The 13,227-nt window shown below is 64.4% G+C and carries 12 protein-coding genes; 10 read left to right on the forward strand and 2 right to left on the reverse strand.

Going from position 1 to position 13,227, the window contains the following annotated elements; all coding sequences use genetic code 11:
- Positions 1–115: 115 nt before the first annotated feature.
- Positions 116–1,552, forward strand: coding sequence for a PhoH family protein (locus G533_RS0115740; protein WP_027950795.1), 1,437 nt, complete (start codon positions 116–118; stop codon positions 1,550–1,552).
- A gap of 85 nt (positions 1,553–1,637) precedes the next feature.
- Complete coding sequence (asd, locus tag G533_RS0115745; protein WP_027950796.1) at positions 1,638–2,510, forward strand: archaetidylserine decarboxylase; 873 nt, start codon at positions 1,638–1,640, stop codon at positions 2,508–2,510.
- On the opposite strand, the gene rsgA is transcribed toward asd, so the two are convergent.
- Positions 2,498–3,514: a small ribosomal subunit biogenesis GTPase RsgA gene (rsgA, locus tag G533_RS0115750; RefSeq protein WP_027950797.1), complete on the reverse strand. Its 1,017-nt coding sequence runs from the start codon at positions 3,512–3,514 to the stop codon at positions 2,498–2,500. The two genes, asd and rsgA, sit on opposite strands and share 13 nt — an antisense overlap.
- Before the next feature lie 85 nt (positions 3,515–3,599).
- Here rsgA and orn point away from each other — a divergent pair, with 85 nt between their 5' ends.
- Positions 3,600–4,142, forward strand: a complete 543-nt coding sequence (orn, locus tag G533_RS0115755; protein WP_027950798.1) for an oligoribonuclease — start codon at positions 3,600–3,602, stop codon at positions 4,140–4,142.
- On the opposite strand, the gene queG is transcribed toward orn, so the two are convergent.
- Positions 4,051–5,199, reverse strand: a complete 1,149-nt coding sequence (gene queG / locus G533_RS22310; protein WP_084639045.1) for a tRNA epoxyqueuosine(34) reductase QueG — start codon at positions 5,197–5,199, stop codon at positions 4,051–4,053. The genes orn and queG overlap by 92 nt on opposite strands.
- 106 nt (positions 5,200–5,305) lie before the next feature.
- On the opposite strand from queG, the gene G533_RS0115765 reads away from it, so the two are divergent.
- From G533_RS0115765 to hflX, 7 genes are all read left to right on the forward strand, one after another.
- Positions 5,306–6,817, forward strand: a complete 1,512-nt coding sequence (locus G533_RS0115765) for an NAD(P)H-hydrate dehydratase (RefSeq protein WP_240472458.1) — start codon at positions 5,306–5,308, stop codon at positions 6,815–6,817.
- Entirely contained in the window at positions 6,814–7,290 is a 477-nt protein-coding gene (gene tsaE / locus G533_RS0115770) for a tRNA (adenosine(37)-N6)-threonylcarbamoyltransferase complex ATPase subunit type 1 TsaE (RefSeq protein WP_027950800.1), read from the forward strand. The genes G533_RS0115765 and tsaE overlap by 4 nt, the downstream gene beginning before the upstream one ends.
- A 24-nt stretch (positions 7,291–7,314) precedes the next feature.
- Positions 7,315–8,646 carry an N-acetylmuramoyl-L-alanine amidase gene (locus G533_RS0115775; protein WP_027950801.1) on the forward strand — a complete coding sequence of 444 codons (1,332 nt, stop codon included), beginning with the start codon at positions 7,315–7,317 and terminating at the stop codon, positions 8,644–8,646.
- Positions 8,647–8,666: 20 nt separating this feature from the next.
- Positions 8,667–10,499, forward strand: coding sequence for a DNA mismatch repair endonuclease MutL (mutL, locus tag G533_RS0115780; protein ID WP_027950802.1), 1,833 nt, complete (start codon positions 8,667–8,669; stop codon positions 10,497–10,499).
- 48 nt (positions 10,500–10,547) lie between these two features.
- Positions 10,548–11,492 carry a tRNA (adenosine(37)-N6)-dimethylallyltransferase MiaA gene (miaA, locus tag G533_RS22315; RefSeq protein ID WP_035528524.1) on the forward strand — a complete coding sequence of 315 codons (945 nt, stop codon included), beginning with the start codon at positions 10,548–10,550 and terminating at the stop codon, positions 11,490–11,492.
- Between the two features lie 129 nt (positions 11,493–11,621).
- Positions 11,622–11,873, forward strand: a complete 252-nt coding sequence (gene hfq, locus G533_RS0115790) for an RNA chaperone Hfq (RefSeq protein ID WP_027950803.1) — start codon at positions 11,622–11,624, stop codon at positions 11,871–11,873.
- A gap of 68 nt (positions 11,874–11,941) precedes the next feature.
- Entirely contained in the window at positions 11,942–13,213 is a 1,272-nt protein-coding gene (gene hflX / locus G533_RS0115795; protein ID WP_027950804.1) for a ribosome rescue GTPase HflX, read from the forward strand.
- Positions 13,214–13,227 lie beyond the last annotated feature (14 nt).

The raw sequence follows: 13,227 nt of genomic DNA on the forward strand, positions 1-13,227 counted from the left end.
TTTTGAAACAACGCGGTTCGTTTCGCTCACCCTCACCCCGGCCCGCAACGCCGGCAGCACGTTCCACACGCCCCTTACTCTCCTGCTCTGAACGCCCACCCATGAGGACTTTACTATGGACTCAGGCTCACCCCTGCGCGTAGAAAAAACCACACTGAAGGCCGTCATCAAGAAGACGTATGTTCTGGATACCAATGTGCTGTTGCACGACCCCACCGCAGTGACAGCCTTCAACGAGCACCACGTTGTTATCCCCATGACGGTTCTGGAGGAACTGGACCACATCAAGGACCGGCATGAAAAGACGGTGAGTCGCGAGGCGCGCATTGCTATCCAGATGATCGACAAGGTGGTCGACACGGCGTCCCCGCAGGAAATCCAGTCGGGGGTGCCCATTCCGGGTAGCAACCGGGAAGGAGTACCCGGAACACTGGCCATCTACCCTGACCAGCTGCTCAGCGATGACAGCGATGTACCCTACCTGGACGTGACCCAGGACCAGGCCAACGACAACCGTATCATCAACGTGGCTCTGCGCTTGCAGGCAGAAAACCCTGCGGCGTTTGTCTGCCTGGTCACCAAGGACATCAACATGCGCATCAAGGCCAAGGGATCCGGCCTGATGCACGTGGAGGACTACCGCCGCGACCGGGTGCTGGACGATATCGACCTGCTGGCTCGGGGCTACGAGCACATCGAGGGGGACTTCTGGTCCGATATATCCGAGGTGGATACGCTGCGGGAAGGGGATTGCACGCTGCACCGGATTCCCCGCCGCTCCCTGCCCAACGTTTACCCGAACATGTTCCTGTATGACGACCAGGCCTTCATGGCGTTCGTGAAGCGGATAGACGGCGACTATGTGTATTTGCACTGTGACAGCCGCGACAAGCTGATGCACCGCCGTTTCTGGGGGCTGGCGCCGCGCAACCTGGAGCAGGCCATGGCGATGGCGCTGCTCGAGAACGACAACGTCGACATGACGGTGATGACGGGCCCGGCGGGCTCCGGCAAGACCCTGCTGGCGCTGGCTTACGGCCTGCACGCGATTCTCGAGCAGAAACGTTTCAGCAAGCTCATTGTCGCGCGCTCGACGCCACCGATTGCCGAGGACATCGGCTTCCTGCCGGGCACCGAGGAGGAGAAGATGGCGCCCTGGCTCGCCGCTTTCGACGACAACCTGGAGATCCTGCACGGCACGGACGAGTCCTGCCATGGCAGCATTGCCTACGTGAAGGAGCGCGCCAACATCCAGTTCAAGTCGCTCAACTTCATGCGCGGCCGGTCCTTCAATAATGCCTATATCATCATTGATGAAGCCCAGGGCCTGAGCCAGTTCCAGCTGAAGTCGGTGATCAGTCGGGTGGGCGCCGACTCGAAGATCGTCGTACTTGGTAACCTGGCGCAGATCGATAACAAGTACATCTCGCCGCTGACCTCTGGGCTTACCTACCTGGTGGAGAAAACCAAGGCCTACCCCCATGCGGGCATCATGCACGTCAACGGCATTGTCCGGTCGCGTCTGGCGGCGTTCGCCGAAGAGCAGCTATAGCGCTGCTCCCCCAGCGCTTTTCTGCTAAGGTACGGGTCGCGGCCTGAGTGCTGCGCCCCGTATCCAGGCCCGGAATTCCCATACCATGAAAGCCCTGTTCGTTCTGCTGCAGTACCTGGTTCCACAGCATGCGCTGTCCCGCGTGGTTGGCTGGTTCGCCGAGTTGCGGCATCCCCAATGGCTGAAAAACGGGCTGATTGCCGCGTTCATTCGAGCGTTTGGGGTGAACATGAGTGAGGCCGAGGAGCGCTACCCGGAGGCCTACGCGAACTTCAATGCCTTCTTCACCCGCCGTCTGCGGTCCGGCGCGCGGCCATTGGCCGAGGCTGAGCTGGTGTGCCCGGCCGATGGCACGGTGAGCCAGCTTGGGCGTATCGAAGAGCACAGCCTGCTGCAGGCCAAGGGCCGTCATTTTTCCACCTGGGCGTTACTGGGGGGTGACGACGAACGGGCCGCGCAGTTTCGCAATGGCCACTTCGCCACCATTTACCTTTCGCCCAAGGACTACCACCGCGTGCACATGCCTATTGACGGTGAGTTGGTGGCCACGCGCTATGTGCCGGGCAAGCTCTTCTCAGTCAATAGCACCACCGCAGAGGGTGTGGATCGCCTCTTTGCGCGCAACGAGCGGCTGGTCTGCTATTTCGATACCCCGGCCGGGCCGATGGCCATGGTGCTGGTGGGTGCGATGATTGTCGCCGGCATTGATACCGTGTGGGAGGGGCAGGTGGCGCCGCCCCCGCGCAGTCTGCGCGAGCGGGACTACCGCACCTTGCCCGCTCCCGTGCGGCTCGCCCGCGGGGAGGAGATGGGCCGGTTCAAGCTGGGCTCCACTGTGATCCTGATGTTCCCGGAAGGCGCGGTCAGCTGGGATGAATCGCTGGCCGCGGGCAGTGCCACCCGCCTCGGGCAGGCCCTGGGCAGCCTCGCGCAGGCAGCGCCTGTTCAGCCGGGTTGATCCAGGCTTTCCACGATGTGGCGGTAACTGTCCAGGCGGACAGCGCTGATTGTACCTTGGGCGGCTGCGTCCAGAATGGCGCAGCCGGGCTCATGCTTGTGGCTGCAGTCGCGAAAGCGGCAGTGGCCCAGCAGTGCGCGAAACTCCCTGAAACCCTGCTCCACCTGCTCGCGCTGCATGTGCCACAGGCCGAACTCGCGTATCCCGGGTGAGTCGATAAGGCTGCCGCCGCCCGGCAGGTGGAACAGCTGCGCGGTGGTGGTGGTGTGCGTGCCCTTCTGGCGCAGTGCGGAAAGCTCGCCCACCCGCAGCGCCGCCTCGGGTAACAGCGTGTTCACCAAAGACGACTTGCCGACACCCGATTGCCCGACAAACACGCTGATGCGGCCCTGCAGTGCCTGCTGCAGCTCCTCCAGGCTGCCGCTCTGGCTGCTCACTTCGAGCACGCGGTAGCCCAGGGTCGGGTAGATCGCCAGCATCGCGTGCAAGCGTGCGTGCAGCGCGGCGTCAGCGGCCAGCAGGTCGCATTTGTTGAGCACCAGTACGGGTTCTATGCCCACGACTTCGGCGGCCACCAGATAGCGGTCGATGAGGTTGGCGTGTGGTTCCGGAAAGGGAGCTATAACCACCAGTATCTGGTCGATGTTGGCGGCGATGGTTTTCATTTTGCCGTAGGGGTCTGGCCGGCGCAGTTCACTGTGCCGCGGTTCGCGCGCGACCACAACGCCGGTGCTCTCGCCCGGGCACCAGGTCACCCGGTCACCGGTGACCAGGCCCTCCAGGTTGGCGCGCAGGTGGCAGCGCTGGGTGTGCCTGTCGCCATCCTCTATGTCGACCTGGGTGCCGTAGTGTGCGATCACCAGTCCGGTCTGCTCTGCTCCGAGCTCACCCGCCCCCAGTGCCTCGTCGGCCCGGGCGTCGCGGCGCTGCGCGCGGGCGCTGCGCTCCTCCTGGATCCTGCGGATGCGAAAGCTCTGTTGCCGGCTCAGTTTGCGTTTGCTCATCGCTGCATTATTGGGGGCCGACGTGGCGCTGTACAGGCAATTTGTTACACTGCCTCGCGCGAAAATGACAACAGGGTGTGATGGTATGCAGCAAGATAACCTGATCTGGGTGGATCTGGAAATGACCGGCCTCGACCCGGAGCGGGATGTTGTGATCGAGATGGCGACGATCGTCACCGACAGTCAACTGCGTACCCTCGCCGAAGGCCCGGTTATCGCCATCCATCAGCCCGAGTCGGCGCTGGCGGGCATGGACGAATGGAACACCACCCACCACACCCGCTCCGGGCTGGTCGAGCGCGTGCGCAAGAGCCGCATCGACAGCGCCGAGGCAGAGGCGATGACGCTGGCCTTTCTGGCTGACTGGGTTCTGCCGGGCAGCTCGCCCATGTGTGGCAACACGATCTGTCAGGATCGCCGCTTTCTGGCGCGTTACATGCCGCAGCTGGAGGCTTTTTTCCACTACCGCAACCTGGACGTGAGCACGCTGAAGATTTTGATGCGACTGTGGCGCCCGGAACTCGAGAGCGGCGTGGTCAAGGCCGGGAGCCACCAGGCGCTGGATGATATTCGTGAATCGGTTGCCGAGCTGCGCTACTACCGGGAGCATTTTCTGCGCGCGCCCTGAGCACCTCCAGCGCCCAGCCGACGTGCTCGCGAACCAGCGCAGAGGGGTGTGTCAGGCGGGCTTCCAGTGCCGCGATGGCGCGCGGGGTCGCCGGGCCGTTGCCCAGGCCCACGGCCAGGTTGCGTAGCCAGCGCTCGTGGCCGATGCGTCGGATGGCCGAGCCTTCGGTGCGTTGCAGAAAGGTTTCCTCATCCCATAGAAACAGCGTCACCAGCTCGCTGTTCTGCAGGTTGTGGCGCGGCTGGAAATCGGTCTCGTCGCTGTGGCGCGCGAACTTGTTCCAGGGGCAGACCAGCTGGCAGTCATCGCAGCCAAATACCCGGTTGCCCAGGAGGGGGCGCAAGCTCGGGTCAATACTGCCGTGATGCTCGATGGTCAGGTAGGAAATGCAGCGACGCGCGTCCAGTTCAAAGGGGCCGGCAAATGCGTCGGTGGGGCACACGCTCAGGCAGGCACTGCAGCTGCCGCAGTGCTTGCTGGCCTGTGGCGGGTCGGCGTCCAGTGGCAGGTCGGTGTAGATTTCGCCGAGGAAAAACCAGGAGCCCGCGCGCTCGTTGATCAGCATGGTGTTCTTGGCCAGCCAGCCCATGCCGGCACGCTCTGCCAGTGCGCGTTCCAGTACCGGCGCGCTGTCGACAAACGCGCGGTACTGGCCGCCTGCGGCGGATGCCTGAATCAGCTCGGCGAGCCGGGCGAGGCGTTTGCGCATGAGCTTGTGGTAGTCGCGGCCGAGCGCATAGCGGGAGATGTAGGCTTTGTCCGCCGCGCCCAGCACCTGTAGCGGTTGTGTGTCGGCGGCCAGGTAATCCAGCCGTACGGTAATGACGCGGCAGGTCTCGGGCACCAACTCGGCGGGCCGCGCCCGGCGCAGGCCGTGGCGCGCCATGTAGGCCATATCCCCGTGATAACCGGCATCCAGCCACTTCTGCAGGTAGGGCTCATGCGCCTCGAGATGAATGTCGCTGACCGCCCACTGGCTGAACCCCAGCTCCGCCACCCAGCCATCGATTTGCTGGCGCAGGGCAATCTGGTGCTCTGGGGTCAGTGCTGGTGCCATCGGTGTTTGCGTCGCATGGGGCTGGGCCGGGCAAGGAAAGCTGCCTATAATCCGCGGGTTTGCGGGCGTATCCTGAGCCCCTGAGTTTAGCAGCGTGAGGTGGGTTTTGGCGACGTCAGTCAGGCAGGGTTGCAGCGAGTGGGAGCATGAGGGGCTGTACAGCGCCAGTGAGACCCGTGCGCTGGACCGGTGGGCCATTGACCAGGCGGGCATTGACGGTGCGCTGCTCATGTCCCGTGCCGCGTCCGCCGCCCTGCGCCAGTTGTTGCTGCGCTGGCCGCAGCCTGAGCTCCTGCAGGTGCTCTGCGGCACCGGGAATAATGGCGGCGACGGTTATCTGCTCGCCGATCAGGCGCAGCGCCGCAATATCCCGGTGCGCGTGTTGCAAGTGGGGGACCCGGCGAGGATAAGCGGTGATGCACTGAGGGCCCGCGAGCAGGCGCTGGCCAGTGGCGTACCCGTGGTACCTTTTGCGCCGGACGAGCTCCAGGCACAGGGCGTGCTGGTGGATGCCCTGCTGGGCACCGGGCTTGGCGGTGACGTCCGCGCGCCTTTCATCGCCGCCATCAAGTGGCTGAACGCTGCGGATCTTCCGGTGGTGGCGCTGGATATTCCCTCCGGGCTGTGTGCGGATACCGGACGCGTGCTCGGCACGGCGGTGCGCGCCGACCTCACCGTGACCTTTATCGCCTGCAAGCGCGGGCTGTTTACCCTGCATGCGCCGGATTGTGTTGGCCAGCTGGAGTTTGCCGATCTCGCCGTGCCCATGGAGGCCTTCCAGGCTGTTTTGCCCGCCTGGCGTCGTCTTGATCTGCAGCGTTTGCTGGCTGCATGGCCCGAGCGCCCTGCTGCCAGCCACAAGGGCGATTACGGCACGGTGCTGGTGGTTGGCGGCGATCACGGGTTTTCCGGTGCAGTGGCGCTGGCGGCCGAGGCGGCCCTGCGCAGCGGTGCCGGGCTGGTGCGCGTGGCCACGCGGCCCGAACACCTGCCGGCGATTGTGGCGCGTACTCCCGAGGCGATGGTCAACGGGGTGCGCTCTGGCCAGGAGCTGCGGCCACTGCTCGACAGCGCCGACGTGCTGGTGCTGGGGCCTGGCCTCGGCCGCAGCAGCTGGTCCGGCCAGCTTTTGCAGGTGGCGTTGGCGTCGTCCCTGCCGACGGTGCTGGACGCCGACGCCCTCAACCTGCTGGCGGCCGCCCCGGAGGGCACCGCAGCGAGGCGGGAAAATCGCGTGTACACGCCGCACCCCGGTGAAGCGGGTCGGTTGCTGGGCAGTTCCAGCGGCGCGGTGCAAAACGATCGCTTTGCCGCCGCGATTGCCTTGCAGGAGCGGCTTGGTGGCACCGTGTTGCTGAAGGGTAACGGCAGCCTCATCGTCAGCGGCGAGCAGCGCCTGCTGTCGGATTACGGCAACGCCGGAATGGCGTCCGGCGGCATGGGTGACGTCCTCAGCGGCATCATTGGCGCACTGCTTGCGCAGGGCTTGAGCCCGCAGACGGCGGCCGCGCTGGGCGCCTGTGTGCACGGCGCGGCCGCCGATGAGGCGGCCCGCGACGGACAGCGTGGCCTGCTTGCCAGTGATCTCATGGGGCCCCTGCGGAAGCTGCTCGGGTGAGTGCAGACGTAGTGCTTTCCGCCGTTGATGAGGCCGCCATGGTGGCCTTGGGTGCAACTTTGGCTGAGGCCTGCGAGCCCGGCGCCGTGGTGTACCTGTGCGGTGGCCTGGGTATGGGCAAAACCACCCTGAGCCGGGGCGTGGTGCAAGGGCTGGGCCACCGCGGTGCAGTGAAAAGCCCCACCTACACGCTGGTAGAGCCTTACCAGTTTGGTGAGCTGGAGGTGTTCCATTTCGACCTGTATCGCCTGGGGGATCCGACGGAGCTCGAATTCATGGGCATTCGCGATTACTTCGGGCCACGCAGCCTCTGCCTCGTAGAGTGGCCCGAGCGCGGCCACGGAGTTTTGCCCCCGGCAGATTTAGCGATTACCATAGCAGCAGCGGGCAGTGGGCGCAGCCTGCAGGTGCAGGCCGGGAGTGACGCGGGTGAGCGTATCCTGTCTCGCTGGCAATCCGCGGCCCGAGCGTAGCGACGGATACACGTCTGGAGTGAGATGAACAGGGGTTTCTGGGCGAGTCTGGTGTTGTGGTGCCTGTGCGCATCAACGGCGCTGGCGGTAGAGGTGCACGACGTCCGTCTGTGGCGCGCGCCGGATCATACGCGCATCGTATTTGACCTGACCGGTCCGGCGGAGCATCGCCTGCTGACCCTGAGCAACCCCGACCGCATTGTGCTTGATGTCAGCGAAGCTTCCCTGAAAGCGAGCCTGGCCGGGCTGGAGCTGGAAAATACGCCGATCTCTCTGGTGCGTTCGGGGATCCGTGAGGGCCGCGACCTGCGCGTAGTCTTCGACGTGCGCGCTGCGGTGGACCCGCGCAGCTTCGCGCTGAAAGCCAATGCACAGGCACAAACCGGCGATCGCCTGGTGCTGGATCTGTACGACCGCAACCCCGTCAGCAGCCCGTCCGCGGCGCCAGAGCCGGTAAAGACCGCTGCCACCACCGATCGCGGCAATCGCGACATCATCATCGCCATTGATGCCGGCCACGGCGGCGAGGATCCGGGTGCCATCGGCCCCAATCGTCAGCGCGAGAAGGATATCGTGCTGGCCATCTCCCGGGAGCTCGAGTCGTTGCTCAAGCGCGATGAGGGCTTCCGTCCGACCATGATTCGCACGGGTGATTATTACATCAGCCTCAAGGGACGCCGCGACCTCGCACGCCAGCGCCATGCGGACCTGTTTGTCTCCATCCACGCCGATGCATTTACCCGTCGTGAAGCCAACGGTGCGTCGGTGTACGCGCTGTCGACCCGCGGCGCCACCAGCACGGCCGCCAGTTACCTCGCCCAGCGTGAAAACGAAGCCGACCTTATCGGCGGGGTGCGCCTGGGTGACAAGGATGATGTGCTGGCGAGCGTGCTCACGGACCTTTCCATGACCAACACTCTGGATCACAGCCTCAAGGTTGGGGGCAAGGTGTTGTCGCGCATGGACACGGTGGCCCGGCTGCACAAGCGCAACGTGGAGCAGGCCGGTTTTGCGGTGCTGAAGTCGCCGGATATTCCGTCGATCCTGGTGGAGACAGGTTTTATCTCCAACCCTGGCGAGGCGCAAAAGCTGAGTACGCGCGCGTACCAGCAGAAGGTGGCGCAGGCCATTCACGCCGGTATTCGCGACTGGTTCCTGGCCCAACCGCCCCCCGGCACCCTCATTGCCCAGCGCAAACAGCAGGGCGATCAGGAGTACACCATTGCCCGGGGTGATACACTCTCCGGTATCGCCCAGCGTTTCAATGTGCCGGTTCGGCGCCTGCGAGAACACAACGGCCTGCGTGATTCCTCGCATATCATGGTGGGTCAAACGCTGAAAATACCCGCGACCTGACCCAGACTGCAGCCCTGTCCATGTCAAGAATCCAGCTCCTCAGTCCGAGGCTAGCCAACCAGATCGCTGCCGGCGAGGTGGTCGAACGGCCGGCTTCCGTGGTCAAGGAAGTGCTTGAGAACAGCCTCGACGCCGGTGCGACCCGTGTGGATATCGATATCGAATCCGCGGGCTGCAAGCTCATTCGTATCCGCGATAACGGCGCGGGCATTGATGCGGACGATCTGCCCCTGGCGCTGTCGCGTCACGCCACCAGCAAAATTTCCTCGCTGGACGACCTGGAGCGGGTGGGTAGCCTGGGATTTCGCGGCGAGGCGCTGGCGTCGATTGGCTCGGTGTCGCGCCTGACGCTCACCAGCAATCACCGCGACGATACCAGTGAGGGTTGCAGCGCCCTCTGCGAAGGGCGCGACATGGATGTGCAGCTGCGCCCCGCGCCGCACCCGCGCGGCACTACGGTGGAGGTGCGTGATCTGTTCTTCAACACACCGGCACGGCGCAAGTTTCTGCGCACGGAAAAAACGGAATTCAATCACCTGGAGGAAGTGGTCAAGCGCCTGGCCCTGTCGCGTTTTGATGTGGGCTTCACGCTGCGCCACAACGGCAAGGTGATTCACAGCCTGGCGGGCGCTCATGCCGATGCCGAGCGACAGCGTCGGGTGGCGGCGGTGTGCGGGCCCGCTTTTATGGAGCAGGCCCTGTTTATTGAGGTTGACCGCGGCGATATGCGTCTGTGGGGTTGGCTGGGCCTGCCCACGTTCTCCCGCAGCCAGGCCGACCTGCAGTATTTCTTCGTCAACGGCCGGGTGATTCGCGACAAACTGGTGGCGCACGCGGTCAAGCAGGCCTACCGCGATGTGCTCTACCACGGGCGCCATCCCGCCTTTGTCCTCTATCTCGAACTGGACCCGGCACAGGTGGATGTGAATGTGCATCCCGGCAAGCACGAGGTGCGTTTCCGCGATAGCCGAGCGGTGCACCAGTGCATTTTCAGTGGCCTGCATCGCGCCCTTGCCGACGTCCGGCCCGCCGCCGGGCCGCCGCCGGTGGCGACTGCAGAAGGTTTCGCTGTTGACACGGCAACGGGCGAAATCGCCACCCAGCCCGGCCTGGGCTGGGGTGCCCCCGGGGCTGACTCGGCTGGAGCATATGCGCCCCGGGCATACGGCCCCGCGGCCACGCTGGCGGCGGGCCAGGCGGGAGAGCAGGTGCGCAGCTACGCCGGCCTGCACCCTGCCTCGCTGCCCGTAGCCGAAGCGCCCGAGGCGGTGCCACCGCTGGGCTACGCTCTGGCGCAGCTCAAGGGCATCTATATTCTGGCGGAAAACGCCGAGGGGCTGGTGCTGGTCGACATGCACGCTGCGCACGAGCGCATTACCTACGAGCGCCTGAAAGCGGCAAGAGCCCTCGATGCCATACCCGGGCAGCCCTTGCTGGTGCCGGAGGCGATCGCCGTCAGTGAGCGGGAAGTGGGCCTGGTGCAGGAGCACGCCGCGGTGTTTACGCGGCTGGGCCTGTTGGTGGACGTCGCCGGTGAAGAGTCCCTGCTGGTGCGACAGATTCCGGTGACCCTGCGTGGCTCTGACGTTGCGGCGCTGGTGCGCGATGTGCTTTCCGACCTGGCCGAATACGGCAGTTCCGACCGCATCGAAGCCCATATGGACGAGATTCTCTCGACCATGGCCTGCCACGGCGCGGTGCGCGCGAACCGGCGCCTGACGGTGCCGGAAATGAATGCCCTGCTGCGGGACATGGAGGAAACGGAGCGCTCTGGGCAGTGCAACCACGGACGACCCACATGGACGCGGATGTCCCTCGATGAGCTCGATAAACTGTTCCTGCGGGGCCGCTAGGTCACCGTGGGCCAGCGCGAGGCGGCAAAACCCCTGTTGCTCTGCATCATGGGACCCACGGCCGCGGGCAAGACAGACCTCGCCGAGGGGCTGGCGCAGGCGCTTGACGGCGAACTGATCAGCGTCGATTCCACGCTGGTCTATCGCGGCTTGGATATCGGCAGCGCGAAGCCGGCGTACCCGCATCACCTGGTCGACATCCGCGACCCCGACGAAAGCTATTCCGCTGCCGAATTCGTCCGCGATGCGGTGCGCATTGCCGCGGAGATTGTCGCCCGCGGCCGGGTGCCCATACTGGTCGGCGGCACCATGCTCTATTTTCGTGCGCTGCTCGACGGGCTGGCGGCAATGCCGGCAGCAGACCCTGCGCTGCGGGCAACGCTTGCGGCGCAGGCCGCAGCGCAGGGTTGGCCCGCCCTGCATGCGCGCCTGGCGGTGGTGGACCCAGTATCCGCAGCGGCAATCCACCCACACCATTCGCAACGTATAAGCAGAGCGCTTGAGGTGTACATGAGTAGCGGGGTGCCACTCAGCGCCTGGCACGAACAGGTGCCTGAGAGCCCCGTGAAGGGTTATCGTGTGGTGCAGCTGGCCATTTGCCCTCGCGAACGCAGGGTTCTGCACGAACGGATTGCGCAGCGTTTCGCGCAGATGATAGAACAGGGGTTTCTGCAGGAGGTGGCGGCACTGCGCCAGCGCCTGCACGGTCACGCTGACCTGCCGGCGGCCCGGGCCGTCGGCTACCGCCAGTTGTGGCGCCATCTTGATGGCGAGTGCAGCCTGGAGGACGCGGTGGAGCAGGGCATTGCCGCCACCCGCCAGCTGGCGAAACGGCAACTGACGTGGCTGCGCAAGTGGCACGGAGTTCACTGGCTGCTGACGAATACAGCCGGGAACGTTTGCGCGATGGGAGAGTCAGAACAGAGCGCGGGCGATTTGGATGAAAATTCGATCGCCTGTGCCTTGAAGTATCTGCAGGCGAGCCCCACATAGGGTAATTGGGTCTATACTGTCACGGCTTGAGCAAGGATTTTACAGCGGCGATCCAGTTCGCCGGTGTGAGCGAGAGCGGTAAAACATTCATTATTTTCGGCTCGTGTTGAGCCATCCAAGGAGAGAGTTATGTCAAAAGGGCACACGCTACAAGACCCTTACCTGAATATTCTGCGGAAGGAGCGCGTTCCAGTGTCCATCTACCTGGTCAACGGCATTAAACTGCAGGGCCAGATCGAGTCCTTCGATCAGTTCGTTGTGTTGCTGAAAAACACGGTCAGCCAAATGGTGTACAAGCACGCCATCTCCACCGTGGTGCCTTCCCGCGTGGTGCGTATGCCCATGCAGAACCCGCCGGAAGATGATGACGGCGAGAGCTAGTCTGCCCAGCCAGTGGTGGCGCTTCGGTGCCGCCACCTCATTTCCCCTGACCGATTTCCGAGGCCAGCGTGTTTTTTGAGCGTCCAGCGTCAGGTGAGCGCGCGGTACTGGTGCACCTCACTATTGCCAGTGAAGACGAGCGCGAGGATCCCCGCGAGTTCGAAGAGCTTGTGCTGTCGGCGGGCGGTGACCCCGTGACCTTTGTTGTGGGCAGCCGTGACGTGCCCGACTCCCGCACCTTTATAGGCTCTGGCAAAGTGCAGGAAGTCCTTGACGAGGTGCAGCTGCACGAAGCGGAACTGGTGATTTTCAATCACGCACTGAGCCCCAGCCAGGAGCGTAACCTTGAGCGGGAGTTCAAGTGTCGCGTGCTGGACCGCACCGGGCTCATTCTGGACATTTTCGCGCAGCGCGCCCGTACCCACGAGGGCAAACTGCAGGTGGAACTGGCACAGCTGCAGCACATGAGCACCCGCCTGGTGCGGGGCTGGACCCACCTTGAGCGACAAAAAGGCGGCATCGGGCTGCGCGGCCCGGGTGAAACCCAGCTGGAAACCGACCGCCGCCTGTTGCGCGTGCGCATCAAGTCGATTCTCGCCCGTCTGGAAAAAGTGCGGCGCCAGCGCGACCAGGGCAGGCGTTCCCGGCGGCGCGCAGAGGTGCCTACCATTGCGCTGGTGGGCTATACCAACGCGGGCAAGTCCACCCTGTTCAACCGCCTGACGGACGCGGAGGTGTATGCCGCGGACCAGTTGTTTGCCACCCTCGACCCGACCCTGCGTCGGCTGGAGCTGGAAGAGGTGGGTCCGGTTATCATGGCGGATACAGTGGGATTCATCGCCCATCTGCCGCACAAGCTGGTCGAGGCGTTCAAGGCCACGCTGGAGGAAACTGTCAGCGCCGACCTGCTGCTGCATGTTATTGATGTCGCCGCAGGTGCGCGCGAGGACAATATCTACCAGGTGCAGGCGGTGCTGGAGGAGATCGGCGCCCAGGATATTCCGCAGCTGCAGGTGTTTAATAAACTTGACCTGTTGGAGCAGGAACCGCGTATTGATTACGATGAGCACGGCGTGCCGGAGCGTGTCTGGCTGAGCGCTGCAACCGGCGCCGGCTGTGATCTGTTGCTGCAAGCTATCGCCGAGCGTGTGGGTGCCGACATGGTAGAGGAGGAGTTGCATCTGCAACCGCAACAGGGGCGTTTGCGCGCCGCCCTCTACAAGATGGGGGCAGTCGCGGCGGAGGAGTACGGTGATGATGGCACGGCGCACTTGAGCGTGCGCCTGCCGCGCGCTGACTGGAACCGGCTCATGAAGCGGGATGCGGGGCCAGCACTCTAGGGGGCGTGCTCACG

Origin of the sequence: Haliea salexigens DSM 19537, assembly GCF_000423125.1 — a bacterium.
In the GTDB taxonomy this organism is placed as follows: Bacteria; Pseudomonadota; Gammaproteobacteria; order Pseudomonadales; family Halieaceae; genus Haliea; species Haliea salexigens.

Bases quoted from the DNA above. Each gene is read 5' to 3' on its own strand.
- hfq (WP_027950803.1), top strand. From the start codon at position 11,622: ATGTCAAAAGGGCACACGCTACAAGACCCTTACCTGAATATTCTGCGG.
- asd (WP_027950796.1), top strand. From the start codon at position 1,638: ATGAAAGCCCTGTTCGTTCTGCTGCAGTACCTGGTTCCACAGCATGCG.
- orn (WP_027950798.1), top strand. From the start codon at position 3,600: ATGCAGCAAGATAACCTGATCTGGGTGGATCTGGAAATGACCGGCCTC.
- mutL (WP_027950802.1), top strand. From the start codon at position 8,667: ATGTCAAGAATCCAGCTCCTCAGTCCGAGGCTAGCCAACCAGATCGCT.
- miaA (WP_035528524.1), top strand. From the start codon at position 10,548: ATGGGACCCACGGCCGCGGGCAAGACAGACCTCGCCGAGGGGCTGGCG.
- G533_RS0115740 (WP_027950795.1), top strand. From the start codon at position 116: ATGGACTCAGGCTCACCCCTGCGCGTAGAAAAAACCACACTGAAGGCC.
- rsgA (WP_027950797.1), bottom strand. From the start codon at position 3,514: ATGAGCAAACGCAAACTGAGCCGGCAACAGAGCTTTCGCATCCGCAGG.
- queG (WP_084639045.1), bottom strand. From the start codon at position 5,199: ATGGCACCAGCACTGACCCCAGAGCACCAGATTGCCCTGCGCCAGCAA.
- G533_RS0115775 (WP_027950801.1), top strand. From the start codon at position 7,315: ATGAACAGGGGTTTCTGGGCGAGTCTGGTGTTGTGGTGCCTGTGCGCA.